The organism is Pseudomonas sp. SORGH_AS_0211, from assembly GCF_031453455.1.
In the GTDB taxonomy this organism is placed as follows: Bacteria; Pseudomonadota; Gammaproteobacteria; order Pseudomonadales; family Pseudomonadaceae; genus Chryseomonas; species Chryseomonas aestiva.
On record NZ_JAVIZV010000001.1, the window covers coordinates 974520 to 992938 of the forward strand.

Annotated in this window: 15 protein-coding genes; 13 read left to right on the top strand and 2 right to left on the bottom strand. The window is 62.8% G+C overall.

The features are described 5' to 3' along the window. Positions 1-16: 16 nt before the first annotated feature. Positions 17-835: a pyruvate, water dikinase regulatory protein gene (locus QE393_RS04405; RefSeq protein WP_133859682.1), complete on the bottom strand. Its 819-nt coding sequence runs from the start codon at positions 833-835 to the stop codon at positions 17-19. 126 nt (positions 836-961) lie between these two features. On the opposite strand from QE393_RS04405, the gene ppsA reads away from it, so the two are divergent. From ppsA to QE393_RS04435, 6 genes are all read left to right on the top strand, one after another. Next, entirely contained in the window at positions 962-3331 is a 2370-nt protein-coding gene (gene ppsA / locus QE393_RS04410) for a phosphoenolpyruvate synthase (RefSeq protein WP_310042280.1), read from the top strand. 153 nt (positions 3332-3484) lie between these two features. After that, positions 3485-4486 (top strand): zinc transporter ZntB, encoded by a 1002-nt coding sequence (locus tag QE393_RS04415; protein ID WP_133859680.1) that lies wholly within the window; start codon positions 3485-3487, stop codon positions 4484-4486. Positions 4487-4535: 49 nt separating this feature from the next. Next, positions 4536-4799, top strand: coding sequence for a CrfX protein (locus QE393_RS04420; protein ID WP_133859679.1), 264 nt, complete (start codon positions 4536-4538; stop codon positions 4797-4799). Then, positions 4800-5624, top strand: coding sequence for a mechanosensitive ion channel family protein (locus QE393_RS04425; RefSeq protein WP_310042281.1), 825 nt, complete (start codon positions 4800-4802; stop codon positions 5622-5624). 55 nt (positions 5625-5679) lie between these two features. Continuing rightward, positions 5680-6264, top strand: a complete 585-nt coding sequence (sigX, locus tag QE393_RS04430; RefSeq protein WP_273809114.1) for an RNA polymerase sigma factor SigX — start codon at positions 5680-5682, stop codon at positions 6262-6264. Positions 6265-6364: 100 nt separating this feature from the next. Next, the gene (locus QE393_RS04435; protein ID WP_187978798.1) at positions 6365-7420 is read left to right on the top strand and encodes an OmpA family protein; all 1056 of its coding nucleotides are present in this window, start codon (positions 6365-6367) and stop codon (positions 7418-7420) included. Between the two features lie 136 nt (positions 7421-7556). Here QE393_RS04435 and gltA read toward each other — a convergent pair whose 3' ends face one another. Continuing rightward, positions 7557-8837, bottom strand: coding sequence for a citrate synthase (gltA, locus tag QE393_RS04440; protein WP_017638893.1), 1281 nt, complete (start codon positions 8835-8837; stop codon positions 7557-7559). Between the two features lie 347 nt (positions 8838-9184). Here gltA and sdhC point away from each other — a divergent pair, with 347 nt between their 5' ends. The 7 genes from sdhC to lpdA all read left to right on the top strand — a co-directional run bounded on the left by sdhC (position 9185) and on the right by lpdA (position 18222). Continuing rightward, complete coding sequence (gene sdhC, locus QE393_RS04445; protein WP_026083585.1) at positions 9185-9571, top strand: succinate dehydrogenase, cytochrome b556 subunit; 387 nt, start codon at positions 9185-9187, stop codon at positions 9569-9571. Beyond that, positions 9565-9933, top strand: a complete 369-nt coding sequence (gene sdhD / locus QE393_RS04450) for a succinate dehydrogenase, hydrophobic membrane anchor protein (RefSeq protein ID WP_133859676.1) — start codon at positions 9565-9567, stop codon at positions 9931-9933. Before sdhC ends, sdhD begins: the two co-directional genes overlap by 7 nt. 3 nt (positions 9934-9936) lie before the next feature. Then, a complete protein-coding gene (gene sdhA, locus QE393_RS04455; RefSeq protein ID WP_133859675.1) occupies positions 9937-11709 on the top strand; it encodes a succinate dehydrogenase flavoprotein subunit in 1773 nt (590 codons plus the stop codon). A gap of 11 nt (positions 11710-11720) precedes the next feature. Beyond that, the gene (locus QE393_RS04460; RefSeq protein WP_007159253.1) at positions 11721-12425 is read left to right on the top strand and encodes a succinate dehydrogenase iron-sulfur subunit; all 705 of its coding nucleotides are present in this window, start codon (positions 11721-11723) and stop codon (positions 12423-12425) included. A 185-nt stretch (positions 12426-12610) separates the two neighbouring features. Continuing rightward, on the top strand, positions 12611-15442 hold the full coding sequence (locus tag QE393_RS04465; protein ID WP_273809115.1) for a 2-oxoglutarate dehydrogenase E1 component: 2832 nt from the start codon (positions 12611-12613) through the stop codon (positions 15440-15442). A 42-nt stretch (positions 15443-15484) separates the two neighbouring features. Beyond that, a complete protein-coding gene (gene odhB / locus QE393_RS04470; protein ID WP_273809116.1) occupies positions 15485-16705 on the top strand; it encodes a 2-oxoglutarate dehydrogenase complex dihydrolipoyllysine-residue succinyltransferase in 1221 nt (406 codons plus the stop codon). Positions 16706-16785: 80 nt separating this feature from the next. After that, positions 16786-18222, top strand: coding sequence for a dihydrolipoyl dehydrogenase (lpdA, locus tag QE393_RS04475; protein ID WP_133859672.1), 1437 nt, complete (start codon positions 16786-16788; stop codon positions 18220-18222). The last annotated feature ends 197 nt before the right edge of the window (positions 18223-18419 follow it).

Genomic DNA, 18419 nt, shown 5'->3' on the forward strand with positions numbered 1-18419 from the left:
AGAGGAGGGTGGTCGGCTATTTAAACCGTCTTTCCACGCCTTTCTCCACCAGAATCTTCGCCGAGATCTCCTCCACGGAAAAATGCGTGGTGTTGATGAAGGAGATGTTCTCGCGACGGAACAGACTCTCCACCTCGCGCAGTTCGAATTCGCACTGGGCGAAGCTCGCATAGCGACTGTTGGGCCGGCGCTCGTGGCGGATCGCCGCCAGCCGCTCGGCGTCGATGGTCAGGCCGAACAGCTTGTCCTTGTAGGTCTTGAGCGAGGCGGGCAGCTGCAGGCGCTCCATGTCCTCTTCGGTCAGCGGATAGTTCGCCGCGCGGATGCCGTATTGCAGCGCCATGTAAAGGCAGGTCGGCGTCTTGCCGCAGCGCGAGACCCCCACCAGGATCAGATCGGCCTGCGCATAGTGGGTCGTGCGGGCGCCGTCGTCGTTTTCGAGTGCGAAATTGACGGCCTCGATCCGCTCCATGTAGTGACTATTGTGCATGATCGAATGTGACTTCCCTACCGAATACGAAGATTCGGCGGAAAGTTCCCGTTCGAGCGGGGATAAAAACGTGGAGAAGATGTCGATCATGAACCCGTTCGACTGGTCCAGAATGGCCCGGATGTCACGGTTGACGATGGTATCGAAGATGATGGGTCGCGCACCGTCCTGGACGGCGGCGGCATTGATCTGCTGTACCATCGCCCTGGCCTTGTCCAGCGTATCCACGTAGGGGCGCGTGATCTTTCTGAAGGTGATGTCCCCGAACTGGGCCAGGAGGCTCTGACCGAGGGTTTCGGCCGTGATGCCGGTACCGTCGGAAATGAAAAAGGCGGTTCGTTGCATGGAGGGACGTCCTGGTGGCGTACGGGGCAGGGATCGCTGCACTGTAACCTACCGCCGTCCACTGTCCATGGGGCGGGCGCCGAGGCGTACTGCTTTCCCACAAAGACACAAGATGGAGAGAAGACCTTGGACGAGTATGTAATTTCACTGGAGCAGCTTGGCGTGCACGACGTCGAGCGCGTGGGCGGCAAGAACGCATCTCTCGGCGAGATGATCGCCAACCTGGCCAACGCGGGCGTCTCCGTGCCGGGCGGGTTCGCCACCACGGCCCAGGCCTATCGCGATTTCCTTGAGCAGAGTGGGCTGAACGAGCGTATCCACGCCGCGCTCGATGCCCTGGATGTCGACGACGTCGTCGCCCTGGCCAGGACCGGCGCCCAGATCCGCCAGTGGGTCATGGACGCACCTTTCCCCGAGCGCCTGGATGCCGAGATTCGCCGGGCCTTCGCCGAGATCTCGGCCGGCAACCCCAATCTCGCCGTGGCCGTGCGCTCCTCGGCGACCGCCGAAGACCTGCCGAATGCCTCCTTTGCCGGCCAGCAGGAAACCTTCCTCAACATCCGCGGCGTCGACAACGTCATTCGCGCGGCCAAGGAAGTCTTCGCCTCCCTCTTCAATGACCGCGCCATCGCCTACCGCGTCCACCAGGGCTTCGATCACAAGCTGGTCGCCCTGTCCGCCGGCGTGCAGCGCATGGTGCGTTCCGAGACCGGCGCCGCCGGCGTGCTCTTCACCCTGGATACCGAATCCGGTTTCCGCGATGCGGTCTTCGTCACCGCCGCCTATGGTCTCGGCGAGACCGTGGTGCAGGGCGCGGTGAACCCGGACGAATTCTATGTACACAAGCCCACCCTGGAAGCCGGTCGCCCGGCCATCCTCAGGCGCAACCTGGGCAGCAAGGCGATCAAGATGGTCTATGGCGAAGAAGCCAAGGCCGGCCGCTCCGTCCGTACCGTCGATGTCGAGCCCGCGGATCGCGCGCGTTTCTCCATCACCGACGCCGAGGTCACCGAGCTGTCCAAACAGGCGCTGATCATCGAGCGCCACTATGGGCGGCCGATGGACATCGAATGGGCCAAGGACGGCGACGACGGCAAGCTCTACATCGTCCAGGCCCGCCCTGAAACGGTGAAGAGCCGGGCCAGCGCCACCGTCATGGAACGCTACCTGCTCAAGGACAAGGGCCAGGTGCTGGTGGAAGGCCGTGCCATCGGCCAGCGCATCGGCGCCGGCAAGGTCAAGATCATCCGCGACGTCAGCGAGATGGACCGCGTCCAGCCCGGCGATGTCCTGGTCTCCGACATGACCGATCCCGACTGGGAGCCGGTGATGAAGCGCGCCAGTGCCATCGTCACCAACCGTGGCGGTCGTACCTGCCACGCCGCCATCATCGCCCGCGAGCTGGGTATCCCGGCGGTGGTCGGCTGCGGCAATGCCACCAGCCTGCTCAAGGAAGGCCAGACCGTCACCGTCTCCTGCGCCGAGGGCGATACCGGCCTGATCTACGAAGGTGAGCTCGACTTCGACATCCGCAAGAGCTCGGTGGATGCCATGCCCGAGTTGCCGTTCAAGATCATGATGAACGTCGGCAACCCTGACCGTGCCTTCGATTTCGCCCAGCTGCCCAACGCCGGCGTGGGTCTGGCGCGCCTCGAATTCATCATCAATCGCATGATCGGCGTGCACCCCAAGGCGCTGCTGAACTACGACAGCCTGCCCTTCGAGGTGAAGGAAAGCGTCGACAAGCGCATCGCCGGGTACTCGGATCCGGTCGGCTTCTATGTCGAGAAGCTGGTGGAAGGGGTCTCTACCCTGGCCGCCGCCTTCTGGCCGAAAAAGGTCATCGTGCGCCTGTCGGACTTCAAGTCCAACGAGTACGCCAACCTGATCGGCGGCAAGCTCTACGAACCCGAGGAAGAGAACCCCATGCTGGGCTTCCGCGGCGCTTCCCGCTACATCAGCGAGAACTTCCGCGACTGCTTCGAGCTGGAATGTCGCGCCATGAAGAAGGTGCGTGAAGAGATGGGTCTGACCAACGTCGAGCTCATGGTGCCCTTCGTGCGCACCCTGGACGAGGCGGCGCGCGTGGTCGAGCTGCTCGGCGAGAACGGCCTCAAGCGCGGCGAGAACGACCTGCGCGTGATCATGATGTGCGAGCTGCCCTCCAACGCCTTGCTGGCGGACGAGTTCCTCGAGCACTTCGACGGCTTCTCCATCGGCTCCAACGACCTGACCCAGCTCACCCTGGGCCTGGATCGCGACTCCGGCATCATCGCCCACCTGTTTGACGAGCGTAATCCGGCGGTCAAGAAGCTGCTGGCCAATGCCATCGCCGCCTGCAACCGGGCCGGCAAGTACATCGGCATCTGCGGTCAGGGTCCCTCGGATCACCCAGACCTGGCCAAGTGGCTGATGGAGCAGGGCATCGAGAGCGTCTCGCTCAACCCCGACTCCGTGCTCGACACCTGGTTCTTCCTGGCTGAAGGCAACGCCTGATCCCGGGGCTCACCCCGCCGGGCAACGGCGGGGTGAGCCTTTCCAGGATTAATTCCCTCATTCCCCACGAAGGTGGCGCCTGCGCCCTGCCCAGGGCCGCCTTTGCCGGATTGCTTGACCGGAAGCGGTCGCGATCCCTGCACGAGATCCCAGATGCAGCAGTACGACAGCGATGTGGAACAGGGCCTCATCTATGGCTATCTCCTCGATGGCCGTGGCGGCGGAAGACGCCTGAGTCGCCGGGAGCTGGCCGAGGCCGAGCCGGGCCCCGGCGAAGTGCTCTGGCTGCACTGGGATCGCAGCGTTCCCGAAGCCCAGGCCTGGCTCCGGCAATCCAGCGGCCTGAGCGAATTCGCCTGCGACCTGCTGCTGGAAGAGGCGACCCGCCCGCGGCTGGTCAATCAGCCCGACGACAGCCTGCTGCTGTTCCTGCGCGGGGTGAACCTCAATCCCGGCGCCGTGCCCGAAGACATGGTGTCGCTGCGGGTATTCGTCGACAAGCGCCGGGTGATCTCGCTGCGCATGAGGCCCATGAAGGCTGCCGCCGAGGTCCAGGAAGACCTGGAAGCGGGCATCGGCGCCCAGAGCGCCGAGGAACTGGTGCTCTATCTCGCCAGCTACATGACCAGCCGGGTCGATGACCTGGTGCGCGGTCTGTCCGACCAGCTCGATGGTCTCGAAGAGCAGGTCGACCAGGACGAGAACAGCCTGCCCGACCATGCCCAGGTGCTCACCCTCAGGCGTCGTGCGACCGGGCTGCGCCGCTACCTGGCCCCGCAGCGCGACATCTATGGCGATCTGGCGCGTGGCAAGCCCGCCTGGTTCGTCGAGGCGGCCAGTCAGGGCTACTGGAGCGAATTGCACAACAGCCTGGTGCGCAACCTGGAAGAGCTCGAGGTGATGCGCGAGCGGGTGGCGCTGCTGCAGGACGCCGAACAGCGGGCGACCACGGAAAAGACCAATCGCACCCTCTATCTGCTGGCCATCATCACCGGCTTCTTCCTGCCCATCAGCTTCATCACCGGTCTGCTGGGGATGAACATGGGCGGCCTGCCGGGTTCGTCGTCTCCCTTCGGCTTCGTGGCCGCCTGCCTGCTGATCGCGGCGGTGTCGATCTTCCAGGTCTGGCTGTTTCGCCGACTGCGCTGGCTGTGACCCCGCCTCCACCTCGTTGCGTCAAGAGGAAACGACCAGCGAGGTGCTTATGCACGATCCTTTCGAAGCGTCCCTCAAGGCGCTCCTCAATACCCCGGCCAACGCTCAGGACGAGGAGGGCGATGACCAGGCGCGCTTGCACCGGGTGCTCAAGACCGCCAACCGTCAGGTGGGCGCGGGTGCGCTGTTCGATCTGATCGGGCGGCACTGGGTATCGGTGCTGCTGCTGGCGCTGGGCAACGGTGCCCCTCATCTGAAGCCGCGCTCCCGTCGCACCCGGCGTAGCGAATCTTCCCCGGAGATCCTGAAGTAGATGGAATTCGATATCTGGACCCAGAGTCTGCTGTCCGCCATGACCACCCTGTGGAGCAAGGTGGCCGGTTTCATTCCCAACGTCTTCGGCGCCCTGGTGGTGATCCTCGCCGGCTTCGCCGTCGCCAAGATTCTCGACACCGTGCTGTCGAAGGTACTCGCCAAGCTCGGCCTGGATCGCATCCTTGCCGGTGCCGGTGTGACCAAGCAACTGGCCAAGATCGGCATCCGCATCCCGGTCACCACCCTGATCGGCCGGATCGTCTACTGGTTTGTCCTGCTGGTGTTCCTGGTGTCGGCCGCCGAATCCCTGGGCCTGCAGCGCGTGTCCTCCACCCTGGACGTCATGGCGCTCTATGTGCCCAAGATCTTTGGTGCGGCCCTGGTGCTCATCGTTGGCGTGCTGCTGGCGCAACTGGTCAGTGGCCTGGTCCACGGCGCCGCCGAGGGTGTCGGCCTGGACTACGCCGCGGGGCTTGGGCGCCTGGCCCAGGGCCTGGTCATCATCATTTCGATTTCGGTCGCGGTCGGTCAGCTGGAGATCAAGACCGAGCTGCTGAACCTGGTCATCGCCATCGTGCTCACCGCCTTCGCCCTGGCCGCCGCCCTGGCCCTGGGTCTGGGCAGCCGGGGGCTGGTGTCGCAGATTCTGGCCGGCATCTATGTGCGCGATCTCTACGAAGTCGGCCAGTGGGTGACCCTGGCGGACGTCGAAGGCGAGATCGAGGAAATCGGGACCGCCAAGACCCTCATCATGACCGAGGAAGGCGATATCGTTTCGGTTCCGAACCGTCTATTGCTGGAGGCTCAGGTGCGCAGCCGCTGACAGGCGCCGCGGAGATGGCTATCATGCCCGCCACTTTTTGGTAGCCAACTCCGTCTTGAACAAGCCTGCCCCTCATGCCTACGACCCGACTACGCTCAGTGATGAAGAGCTGGTCCAGCGTGCGCATGGTGAACTCTTCCACGTGACGCGAGCCTACGAAGAACTGATGCGCCGTTATCAGCGCACCCTGTTCAACGTCTGTGCCCGCTACCTGGGGAACGACCGGGATGCAGACGATGTCTGCCAGGAGATCATGCTGAAGGTGCTTTACGGTTTGAAGAATTTCGAGGGGAAATCGAAATTCAAGACCTGGCTGTACAGCATCACCTACAACGAGTGCATCACTCAGTACCGCAAGGAACGCCGCAAGCGGCGGCTGGTGGAGGCATTAAGTCTGGATCCGATGGAGGAAGCCTCCGAGGAACGGGCGCCGAAGCTGGAAGAGAAGGGAGGGATGGATCGCTGGCTGGTCCATGTGGGTCAGGTCGATCGGGAGATCCTGGTGCTGCGCTTCGTCGCAGAGCTGGAGTTCCAGGAGATCGCCGACATCATGCGCATGGGCCTCAGTGCCACCAAGATGCGGTACAAGCGGGCACTCGACAAACTGCGTGACAAGTTCGCAGCTGAAGTTGAGGGCTGACCGGATGTGTCAGCCGTAAGTTTTTGAACTTCACGAAAACTTGTTGTCGAAGCCTCCGGAGATTGCCGGAATTAGTACCACTAAAATGGGGATACAAAGGATGAAACTGAAGAGCACCTTGGGCGTCGTTATCGGCTCCCTGCTGGCAAGCGCCTCGCTGAGCGCCCTGGCACAAGGTCAAGGCGCCGTCGAGACCGAGCTGTTCGGCAGCCGTCTGTTCACCGACAGCCAGCGCAACATGACCAACGCTGACCTGTACGGCGGTTCCGTTGGCTACTTCCTGACCGATGACGTTGAGCTGGCGTTGTCCTACGGTGAGTACCACAACGCCCGTGGCGACCACGACCTGGGTCACAAGAACATCAAGGGCAGCCTGGCCGCTCTGGATGCCTACTACCACTTCGGTCAGCCCGGCGTCGGCCTGCGTCCGTACGTGTCCGGTGGCTTCGCTCACCAGTCCATCAGCAACCGCGACATCAACGAAGGTGGTCGTGACCGCTCCACCTACGCCAACCTAGGTGCCGGCCTGAAGTACTACTTCACCGAGAACCTGTATGCCCGTACCGGCGTGCAAGCTAACTACAACATCGACTACGGCGACACCGAGTGGAGCGCTGCTGTAGGTGTTGGTCTGAACTTCGGTGGTTCCACCAAGAAAGAAGTCGCTCCGGCTCCGGCTCCGGCCCCCGTTGCTGACGTCTGCACCGATTCCGACAACGACGGCGTCTGCGACAACGTCGACAAGTGCCCGAACACCCCGGCCAACGTCACCGTTGACGCTACCGGCTGCCCGGCTGCTGCCGAAACCGTTCGCGTCGAGCTGGACGTGAAATTCGATTTCGACAAGGCCGTGGTCAAGCCCAACAGCTACGCCGACATCAAGAACCTGGCTGATTTCATGCAGCAGTACCCGCAGACCTCGACCACCGTTGAAGGCCACACCGACTCCGTCGGCACCGACGCCTACAACCAGAAGCTGTCCGAGCGTCGTGCCAACGCCGTGCGTAACGTCCTGGTTAACCAGTACGGCGTGCAGGGCGGCCGCGTGAACGCTGTTGGTTACGGCGAATCCCGCCCGGTTGCTGACAACGCCACCGAAGCCGGTCGCGCCGTCAACCGTCGCGTAGAAGCCGAAGTCGAAGCTCAGGCCAAGTAAGCTGCCTGATCCAGACTCGAAAAAGCCCGCCTTGTGCGGGCTTTTTCATGCCTGGCGTTTCTAGTGTCCGACTTCGATCCAGGTCCTGCAGGCATAAAAAAACCCCGCCGAAGCGGGGTTCTTCCTGGCGGATCGATCAGCCGCGATCGTCCGAGATGTCGCGTTGGGCAACGCCGGTGTACAGCTGGCGCGGCCGGCCGATCTTGTAGGGACCGGACAGCATTTCCTGCCAGTGCGAGATCCAGCCGACGGTCCGCGCCATGGCGAAGATCACGGTGAACATGCTGGTCGGGATGCCGATCGCCTTGAGGATGATGCCGGAGTAGAAGTCCACGTTCGGGTAGAGGTTGCGCTCGACGAAGTAGGGGTCCTTGCGGGCTAGTTCTTCGAGGCGCATGGCCAGTTCCAGCTGCGGATCGTTGATGCCGAGCTCGGCCAGGACTTCGTCGCAGGTCTGCTTCATCACCGTGGCGCGCGGATCGAAGTTCTTGTAGACGCGATGGCCGAAGCCCATCAGCTTGAACGGATCGTTCTTGTCCTTGGCCTTGGCCACGAACTTGTCGATGTTGGCCACATCGCCGATCTCGTCCAGCATCTTCAATACCGCTTCGTTGGCACCGCCGTGCGCCGGGCCCCAGAGGGCGGCGATACCGGCAGCGATACAGGCGAAGGGGTTGGCGCCCGACGAACCGGCCAGGCGGACGGTGGAGGTGGAGGCGTTCTGCTCGTGATCGGCATGCAGGATGAAGATGCGATCCATGGCGCGGGCCAGCACCGGGCTGATCGGTTTTTCCTCGCACGGGGTGTTGAACATCATGTGCAGGAAGTTTTCCGCGTATCCCAGGTTGTTGCGGGGATACATCATCGGCTGACCCATGGAGTACTTGTGCACCATGGCTGCCAGGGTCGGCATCTTGGCGATCAGGCGCATCGCCGAAATCTCGCGGTGCTGCGGATCGGTGATGTCCAGGGAGTCGTGATAGAAGGCCGAGAGGGCGCCGACCACACCGCACATGATCGCCATGGGGTGCGCATCGCGGCGGAAGCCGTTGAAGAAGTTCTTCAGTTGCTCGTGAACCATGGTGTGGTTCTTGATGGTATCAACGAACTGCGCCTTTTCTTGCGCGTTCGGCAATTCACCCTTGAGCAGCAGGTAACAGGTCTCGAGGTAGTCGGATTTCTCCGCCAGTTGCTCGATCGGGTAGCCCCGGTGCAGCAGGATGCCCTTGTCACCGTCGATATAGGTGATCTTGGACTCGCACGAGGCAGTGGACATGAAGCCCGGGTCGAAGGTGAACACACCAGTGGAGGTGAGGTTGCGAACATCGATCACGTCCGGGCCAAGGGTGCCGGACATAACGGGCAGGTCAACCGGATCCGCTCCCGAGATGATCAACTGCGCTTTCTTGTCAGCCATTAGGCCTCCTTATTTTGCTTTGAAATCATCAATAAACCCTCCACTCAGGGCCTCGCCCACTATAGAGGGATAAATTTGAAAGTCAATTTACGAAAATATCACCCTAAAGGCTCTTTCTGGGCGGATTGTGCGGCGAAAAGACCTTAACACGCAGGCTTCTGAATATCAGCTGGCGACGTCGGAATCGGGCATCCGCGTTTGTCATGAGTAGGCTAACTGTCTATAATTCTCGCCCGACCGTACCGGGTCGGCGAGCTGATGCCGAGCGGTCGAGACGCTTCCAACAGGAAGCGTGTAGCAGATGTGGAATCTCCTATAACTAGCCCGACCGCAATTGGGCCCTCAGTGTGAAAGAAGCCGTGAATAGCAAACGACCTGTAAACCTAGATCTCAGGACCATCAAACTACCTATCACAGCTTATACCTCGATTCTTCACCGTATATCCGGCGTCATCCTGTTCCTCGGCATTGCAGTCATGCTCTATGGCCTGCACCTGTCCCTGGGCAGTCCGGAAGGCTTCGGCCAAGTGAAAGCTTTTCTGGCCTATCCGCTGGTCAAGCTCGTGATCTGGGGTCTGCTGTCTGCATTGCTCTACCACCTGGTCGCCGGCATTCGGCACCTGATCATGGATGGTGGCGCCGGCGAAACCCTGCAGGGCGGCAAGCTGGGTGCGCAGCTTGTGCTGGTCATTTCCGCAGTTCTGATCATTCTGGCAGGGGTTTGGGTATGGTAACCAACGTCACCAATCTTTCGCGTTCCGGTCTCTATGACTGGATGGCTCAACGGGTCTCGGCAGTCGTCCTCGCGGTCTACTTCCTCTTTATCATCGGCTACCTGATCCTTCATCCAGGGCTCACCTTCGAGCAATGGCACGGCCTGTTCTCCCACACCCTGATGCGCATCTTCAGCCTGCTGGCGCTGGTGTCCGTCTGCGTTCATGCCTGGGTTGGTATGTGGACCATCTCCACCGACTACCTGACCACCATGGCTATCGGCAAGGGCGCTACCGCCGTGCGTTTCCTCTTCCAGGCGGTATGCGGGTTCGCGATGTTCGCGTTCTTCGTCTGGGGCGTGCAGATCTTCTGGGGTGTTTGATCTATGTCCACAATTCGTCATATCTCGTTTGATGCCATCATCGTAGGTGGCGGCGGCGCCGGTATGCGCGCAGCGCTGCAGCTGGCCCAGTCCGGTCACAAGACCGCGGTGATCACCAAGGTCTTTCCGACCCGTTCCCACACCGTGTCCGCCCAGGGCGGCATCACCTGCGCCATCGCCTCGGCCGACCCGAACGATGACTGGCGCTGGCACATGTACGACACCGTCAAGGGGTCGGACTACATCGGTGACCAGGACGCCATCGAGTACATGTGCTCCGTAGGCCCGGAAGCGGTCTTCGAGCTCGAGCACATGGGTCTGCCGTTCTCCCGCACCGAGCAGGGCCGCATCTATCAGCGTCCCTTCGGCGGCCAGTCCAAGGACTACGGCAAGGGCGGCCAGGCCGCGCGGACCTGCGCCGCGGCCGACCGTACCGGTCACGCCCTGCTGCACACCCTCTATCAGGGCAACCTGAAGAACAACACGGTGTTCCTCAACGAGTGGTACGCCGTGGATCTGGTGAAGAACCAGGACGGCGTCATCGTCGGGGTCATCGCCATCTGCATCGAGACCGGCGAGACCGTCTACGTCAAGGCCAAGGCCACCGTGCTGGCCACCGGCGGCGCGGGCCGTATCTATGCCTCCACCACCAACGCCCTGATCAACACCGGTGACGGTGTCGGCATGGCGCTGCGCGCCGGTGTGCCGGTGCAGGACATCGAGATGTGGCAGTTCCACCCCACCGGCATCGCCGGCGCCGGGGTGCTGGTCACCGAGGGTTGCCGCGGTGAGGGTGGCTATCTGATCAACAAGCACGGCGAGCGCTTCATGGAGCGCTATGCGCCCAACGCCAAGGACCTGGCCGGCCGTGACGTGGTCGCCCGTTCCATGGTCAAGGAAGTGCTGGCCGGCAACGGTTGCGGTCCGGATGGCGACCACGTGCTGCTGAAGCTGGACCACCTGGGTGAAGACGTGCTGCACAGCCGTCTGCCCGGTATCTGCGAACTATCCAAGACCTTTGCCCACGTCGACCCGGTCGTCGCACCAGTGCCCGTGATCCCCACCTGCCACTATATGATGGGCGGCATCGCCACCAACATTCATGGTCAGGCCATCACTCAGGATGCCAATGGCAACGACAGGATCATCGAAGGCCTGTTCGCCGTGGGCGAAGTGGCTTGCGTGTCCGTGCACGGCGCCAACCGTCTGGGTGGCAACTCGCTGCTGGACCTGGTGGTCTTCGGTCGTGCGGCCGGTCTGCACCTGGAGAAGGCGCTCAAGGACGGCATCGAGCACCGCGGTGCCTCGGAAAGCGACCTGGAAGCCTCGCTGCAGCGTCTGTCCGGCGTCAACGAGCGGACCACTGGCGACGACGTCGCCACGCTGCGCAAGCAGCTGCAGACCTGCATGCAGAACTACTTCGGGGTGTTCCGCACCGGCGAGTACATGCAGAAGGGCATCGCCGAGCTGGCCGATCTGCGCGAGCGTATCGCCAAGGTCAAGATCAACGACAAGAGCCAGGGCTTCAACACCGCCCGTATCGAGGCGCTCGAGTTGCAGAACCTGCTGGAAGTGGCCGAAGCGACCGCCATCGCCGCCGAGAACCGCAAGGAGTCCCGTGGTGCTCACGCCCGTGAAGACTTCGAAGAGCGTGACGACGAGAACTGGCTGTGCCACACCCTCTATTTCCCCGGTGAAAAGCGGGTCAGTAAGCGTGGAGTCAACTTCGCGCCCAAGACCGTACCGATGTTCGAACCCAAGGTTCGGACTTACTAAAGGTGACCACCATGTTGAAAGTCAGCGTTTATCGTTACAACCCGGATCAGGACGGCCTGCCGTCCATGCAGGAGTTCCAGGTCGATACCGGTGGGAAGGACCTCATGGTGCTGGACGTCCTGGCTCTGATCAAAGAGCAGGATGAAGGCTTCTCCTACCGTCGTTCCTGCCGCGAAGGCGTGTGCGGCTCCGACGGCATGAACATCAACGGCAAGAACGGCCTGGCGTGCATCACGCCGCTGTCGGCCGTGGTCAAGAACGACAAGCTGGTCGTGCGCCCGCTGCCCGGCCTGCCGGTCATCCGTGACCTGGTCGTCGACATGAGCATCTTCTACAAGCAGTACGAGAAGGTGAAGCCGTTCCTGCAGAACGAGACTCCGGCCCCGGCCATCGAGCGCCTGCAGAGCCCGGAAGACCGCGAGAAGATCGATGGTCTGTACGAGTGCATCCTGTGTGCCTGCTGCTCGACGTCCTGCCCGTCCTTCTGGTGGAACCCCGACAAGTTCCTCGGCCCCGCCGCGCTGCTGCAGGCCTATCGCTTCCTGGCCGACAGCCGTGACACCAAGACCCAGGAGCGTCTGGCGGCCATGGACGATCCGTTCAGCGTGTTCCGCTGCCGGTCGATCATGAACTGCGTGGCGGTCTGTCCCAAGGGGCTGAACCCGACCAAGGCCATTGGCCATGTGCGGGCGATGCTGCTGCAGAGCGGTACCTGATCCACGTCCCGCCCGGCCAGTTGTGCCGGGCGGGTTCGTTAGCGACCTCGATAGCTTGATTCAACCAATGTCCATTCAGGGATACCCGGAACAGCATCCGGGCATTGGCGCAGCCGTAGGGAGGCCAGGTCTCGCGTCGAGACTGGTCATCGGCTGATGCTATCTCTGCCGAAGGGGTGAACTAGATGCACGAAAGTCAGATGCAGCAACTGTGGGACAGCGCTCACCTGTCCGGCAGTAACGCTGCCTATGTGGAAGAGCTCTATGAGCTGTTTCTGCACGATGCCAACGCTGTGCCGGAAGAGTGGCGCACCTACTTCCAGAAGTTGCCCGCGGTCACTGGCAATTCGCCGGACGTCGCGCATTCCGCGATCCGTGACCATTTCGTGCTGTTGGGCAAGAACCAGCGGCGAGCTCAACCGGTCTCGGCCGGTACCGTCAGTTCCGAACACGAGAAGAAGCAGGTCGAAGTCCTGCGTCTGATCCAGGCGTATCGTCTGCAGGGTCATCAGGCTGCCCAACTCGACCCCCTGGGTCTGTGGAAGCGTCAGCCGCCTGCCGATCTGCTGCTCAACCACTATGGGTTGACCGACGCCGATCTGGATACCACCTTCCGCACCGGTGAATTGTTCATCGGCAAAGAGGAAGCAACTCTCCGCGAAATCAGGGATGCGCTGCAAGAGACATATTGCCGCACGGTCGGTGCGGAGTTCATGCACATCGTCGATTCCGAAGAGCGCCGCTGGTTCCTGCAGCGCCTGGAAAGCGTCCGTGGCCGCCCGCAGTATTCCCCTGAAGTCCGCACCCATCTGCTGGAGCGCCTGACCGCCGCCGAGGGCCTGGAAAAGTACCTGGGCACCAAGTACCCGGGCACCAAGCGTTTCGGCCTGGAAGGTGGCGAGAGCCTGATTCCGCTGATCGACGAGATCATCCAGCGTTCCGGTTCCTATGGCGTCAAGGAGCTGGTGATCGGCATGGCCCACCGTGGCCGCCTGAACGTGCTGGTCAACACCCTGGGCAAGAACCCGCGCGACCTGTTCGACGAGTTCGAAGGCAAGAAGCTGGTCGAGCTGGGCTCCGGTGACGTCAAGTACCACCAGGGCTTCTCCTCCAACGTCATGACCCAGGGCGGCGAAGTCCACCTGGCGCTGGCGTTCAACCCCTCGCACCTGGAGATCGTCTCTCCGGTGGTGGAAGGTTCGGTGCGTGCCCGCCAGGATCGCCGCGGCGATCGCTCCGGCGACAAGGTCGTACCCGTCGCCATCCACGGCGACGCGGCCTTCGCGGGCCAGGGCGTGGTCATGGAAACCTTCCAGATGTCGCAGACCCGGGCCTACAAGACCGGCGGCACCCTGCACCTCGTCATCAACAACCAGGTCGGCTTCACCACCAACCGCCAGGAAGACGCGCGTTCCACCGAGTACGCCACCGACGTCGCCAAGATGATCCAGGCGCCGATCTTCCATGTGAACGGCGACGATCCCGAAGCGGTGCTGTTCGTCACCCAGCTGGCGGTCGATTACCGCATGCAGTTCAAGCGTGACATCGTCATCGACCTGGTGTGCTACCGCCGTCGCGGCCACAACGAGGCCGACGAGCCGAGCGGCACCCAGCCACTGATGTACCAGCAGATCGCCAAGCAGCGTACCACCCGCGATCTCTATGCGGATGCCCTGACCCAGGCCGGCGTCGTCACTGCCGAGCAGGTACAGGCACAGTTCGAAGCCTATCGCGGCGCCCTCGACGAGGGCCGTCACGTCGTGGCCAGCCTGGTCAAGGAGCCCAATCGCGACCTGTTCGTCGACTGGAAACCCTACCTCGGTCATGCCTGGACCGCCCGGCACGACACCGGCTTCGACCTCAAGACCCTGCAGGACCTGGCCAACAAGCTGCTGCAGGTTCCGGAAGGCGTCGTGGTCCAGCGTCAGGTCGGCAAGATCCTCGAAGACCGCCAGAAGATGACTGCTGGCGGCCTGCCCCTGAACTGGGGCTTCGCCGAGACCATGGCCTACGCCACCCTGTTGCACGAGGGCCATCCGATCCGCATCACCGGTCAGGACGTCGGGCGTGGCACCTTCTCGCACCGTCACGCGGTGCTGCACAACCAGAAGGACGCTGTCCCCTACGTGCCCCTGCAGCACCTGGCCGAAGACCAGCCGTCGTTCGAGATCTACGACTCCTTCCTCTCCGAGGAAGCGGTGCTGGGCTTCGAATACGGCTACGCCACCACCACGCCCAATGCGCTGGTGGTCTGGGAAGCCCAGTTCGGTGACTTCGCCAACGGTGCCCAGGTCGTCATCGACCAGTTCATCACCAGCGGCGAGATCAAGTGGGGTCGTCTCTGCGGCCTGACCATGCTGCTGCCCCATGGCTATGAAGGCCAGGGTCCGGAGCACTCGTCGGCCCGCCTGGAGCGCTACCTGCAACTGTGCGCCGAGCAGAACATCCAGGTCTGCGTCCCGACCACCCCGGCGCAGATCTATCATCTGCTGCGTCGCCAGGTGATCCGCCCGCTGCGCAAGCCGCTGGTGGTGCTCACGCCCAAGTCGCTGCTGCGCCACAAGCTGGCCATCTCGACCCTGGAAGACCTGGCCCATGGCTCCTTCCAGACCGTGATCAACGAACTGGATACCCTCGACGCCCAGCAGGTGAAGCGCCTGGTCCTGTGCAGCGGCAAGGTCTACTACGATCTGCTAGAGAAGCGCCGCAGCGAGAATCGTCAGGACATCGCCATCGTGCGTCTGGAACAGCTCTATCCGTTCCCGGAAGACGACCTGGCCGAGGTACTGGCGGGCTACCCGAACCTCGAGCGCGTGGTCTGGTGCCAGGAAGAGCCGATGAACCAGGGTGCCTGGTACTGCAGCCAGCATCACATGCGTCGCGCCGTGTCCGCCTACAAGCAAGGCCTGGGTCTGGAATACGCCGGTCGCGATGCGTCCGCCGCGCCGGCCTGCGGCTATGCCTCCATGCACGCCGAGCAGCAGGAAAAACTGCTGCACGATGCTTTCTCCGTTTGATTCGCCACGCGACTACTAGAGATCACTAAGGAAATTCATAGAATGGCTATCGAGATCAAAGCCCCTACCTTCCCGGAATCGGTCGCTGACGGCACCGTCGCCACTTGGCACAAGAAGCCGGGCGAAGCGGTCAAGCGTGACGAACTGCTGGTTGACATCGAGACCGACAAGGTCGTGCTGGAAGTCGTGGCGCCTGTCGATGGCGTCCTGGCCGAAGTCCTGAAGAACGAAGGCGACACCGTGCTGAGCGAAGAAGTCATCGCTCGCGTGGAAGAGGGTGCCACTGCTGCCGCCGCGCCGGCTGCCCAGCCGACCGCTGCCAGCGCGCCGGCTGCCGCGCCGGCCGGCGGTGGTGAAGAGGACCCGATCCTGGCTCCTGCCGCACGCAAGATCGCCGAAGAGAACGGCATCGACCCGGCTACCCTGGTCGGTACCGGCAAGGGCGGTCGCATCACCAAGGAAGACGCCGTCGCCGCCGTCGAGGCCAAGAAGTCCGGCGCCGCCGCTCCGGCTGCCAAGCCCGCTGCCGCCGCCGCTCCGGTGGTGACCGCCGCTGGCGACCGCACCGAGAAGCGCGTCCCCATGACCCGCCTGCGGGCCAAGGTCGCCGAGCGCCTTGTGGAAGCCCAGTCCAGCATGGCCATGCTGACGACCTTCAACGAGGTCAACATGAAGCCGATCATGGACCTGCGCTCCAAGTACAAGGACATGTTCGAGAAGAAGCACAATGGCGTGCGCCTGGGCTTCATGTCCTTCTTCGTCAAAGCCGCCACCGAGGCGCTCAAGCGCCAGCCGGGCGTCAATGCCTCCATCGACGGCAACGACATCGTCTACCACGGTTATCAGGACATCGGCGTGGCCGTGTCCAGCGACCGCGGCCTGGTGGTTCCGGTGCTGCGCAACGCCGAGTTCATGAGCCTGGCGGAAGTGGAAGGCACCATCGCCGACTTCGGCAAGAAGGCCAAGGCCGGCAAGCTGACCATGGAAGACATGCAGGGCGGTACTTTCACCATCTCCAACGGTGGTGTCTTCGGTTCGCTGCTGTCCACCCCCATCGTCAACCCGCCGCAGACCGCGATCCTGGGCATGCACAAGATCCAGGAGCGCCCCATGGCGGTGAACGGCCAGGTCGTGATCCTGCCGATGATGTATCTTGCGCTGTCCTACGACCATCGCCTGATCGATGGCAAGGAAGCCGTGACCTTCCTGGTCACCATGAAGGACCTGCTGGAAGACCCGGCTCGTCTGCTGCTGGACATCTGATCCGGCTCTCGCGGTGCGGGGCAGGGGCCACGCACCGCTTCAAGTTTTCCTGCCTGAAGCTGCTCCAAGGGGATTAGTGTATGAGCGACAAATTCGACGTAGTGGTGATCGGCGCAGGCCCTGGTGGCTACGTGGCCGCCATCCGCGCCGCGCAGCTCGGTCTGAAGACGGCCTGTGTCGAGCGCTACAAGGGCAAGGAAGGCAAGGTCGCCCTGGGCGGCACCTGCCTGAACGTGGGTTGCATTCCCTCCAAGGCGCTGCTGGACAGCTCCTACAAGTACCACGAGGCCCACGAGGGCTTTAAGGTCCACGGCATCGACGCGCCGAACGTCACCATCGACGTGCCCACCATGATCGGCCGCAAGGACCAGATCGTGAAGAACCTCACCGGCGGCGTGGCCACCCTGTTCAAGGCGAACGGCGTGACCCTGCTGGAAGGCAACGGCAAGCTGCTGTCCGGCAAGAAGGTCGAAGTCACCGGTCTGGACGGCAACGTCCAGGTGGTCGAGGCCGAGAACGTCATCCTGGCGTCCGGCTCGCGTCCCATTGACATCCCGCCGGCTCCGGTGGACCAGAAGGTCATCGTCGATTCCACCGGCGCCCTGGAATTCCAGAGCGTGCCCAAGCGTCTGGGCGTGATCGGTGCCGGCGTCATCGGCCTGGAACTGGGTTCGGTCTGGGCCCGCCTGGGTGCCGAAGTCACCGTGCTGGAAGCCCTGGACAAGTTCCTGGTCGCCGCCGATGAGCAGGTATCCAAGGAAGCCTACAAGATCCTCTCCAAGCAGGGTCTGAACATTCGCATGGGTGCTCGCGTGACCGGCTCCCAGGTCAACGGCGAAGAAGTCACCGTCAACTACACCGAAGCCGGTGAAGAAAAGCAGATCACCTTCGATCGTCTGATCGTCGCCGTGGGCCGTCGTCCGGTCACCACCGACCTGCTGGCATCCGACAGCGGCGTGGAAAGCGACGAGCGTGGCTACATCTACGTCGACGACCATTGCGCTACCAGCGTGCCGGGCGTGTTTGCCATCGGTGACTGCGTGCGCGGTCTGATGCTGGCCCACAAGGCCTCGGAAGAGGGCGTGATGGTTGCCGAGCGCATCGCCGGTCACAAGGCCCAGATGAACTATGATCTGGTCCCCTCGGTGATCTACACCCACCCGGAAATCGCGTGGGTCGGCAAGACCGAGCAGGCCCTGAAGGCCGAAGGCGTCGAAGTCAATGTCGGCACCTTCCCCTTCGCGGTCAGCGGTCGTGCCCTGGCGGCCAACGACACCGCCGGCTTCGTCAAGGTCGTGGCGGATGCCAAGACCGATCGCGTCCTGGGCGTCCATGTGGTCGGCCCGAGCGCGGCGGAGCTGGTGCAGCAAGGCGCCATCGCCATGGAATTCGGCTCCAGCGCCGAAGACCTGGGCATGATGGTGTTCTCGCACCCGACGCTGTCCGAGGCGCTGCACGAAGCGGCCCTGGCGGTGAACGGTCATGCGATCCACGCAGTGAATCGCAAGAAGCGGTAAGGGATTTACGGAACCACGGGGTTGCCGACCGCCGTGGAGCCGCAGGGCTCCACCGCAGGAAGGCACCTCGGACTCTTGTTAGTGGGGTGTTAGACACCCCACTAGGGCAGGGGTCACAGGTGGCGCGGTGCCCGCGACCGTCCGGAGGACGGCTCGGAGAACGCACAGCGTCGAATGCGCAATACCCAACGAAGACG

Bases quoted from the DNA above. Each gene is read 5' to 3' on its own strand.
- QE393_RS04405 (WP_133859682.1), bottom strand. From the start codon at position 835: ATGCAACGAACCGCCTTTTTCATTTCCGACGGTACCGGCATCACGGCC.
- QE393_RS04415 (WP_133859680.1), top strand. From the start codon at position 3,485: ATGCAGCAGTACGACAGCGATGTGGAACAGGGCCTCATCTATGGCTAT.
- QE393_RS04420 (WP_133859679.1), top strand. From the start codon at position 4,536: ATGCACGATCCTTTCGAAGCGTCCCTCAAGGCGCTCCTCAATACCCCG.
- QE393_RS04425 (WP_310042281.1), top strand. From the start codon at position 4,800: ATGGAATTCGATATCTGGACCCAGAGTCTGCTGTCCGCCATGACCACC.
- QE393_RS04435 (WP_187978798.1), top strand. From the start codon at position 6,365: ATGAAACTGAAGAGCACCTTGGGCGTCGTTATCGGCTCCCTGCTGGCA.
- gltA (WP_017638893.1), bottom strand. From the start codon at position 8,837: ATGGCTGACAAGAAAGCGCAGTTGATCATCTCGGGAGCGGATCCGGTT.
- sdhD (WP_133859676.1), top strand. From the start codon at position 9,565: ATGGTAACCAACGTCACCAATCTTTCGCGTTCCGGTCTCTATGACTGG.
- sdhA (WP_133859675.1), top strand. From the start codon at position 9,937: ATGTCCACAATTCGTCATATCTCGTTTGATGCCATCATCGTAGGTGGC.
- QE393_RS04460 (WP_007159253.1), top strand. From the start codon at position 11,721: ATGTTGAAAGTCAGCGTTTATCGTTACAACCCGGATCAGGACGGCCTG.
- QE393_RS04465 (WP_273809115.1), top strand. From the start codon at position 12,611: ATGCACGAAAGTCAGATGCAGCAACTGTGGGACAGCGCTCACCTGTCC.
- odhB (WP_273809116.1), top strand. From the start codon at position 15,485: ATGGCTATCGAGATCAAAGCCCCTACCTTCCCGGAATCGGTCGCTGAC.
- lpdA (WP_133859672.1), top strand. From the start codon at position 16,786: ATGAGCGACAAATTCGACGTAGTGGTGATCGGCGCAGGCCCTGGTGGC.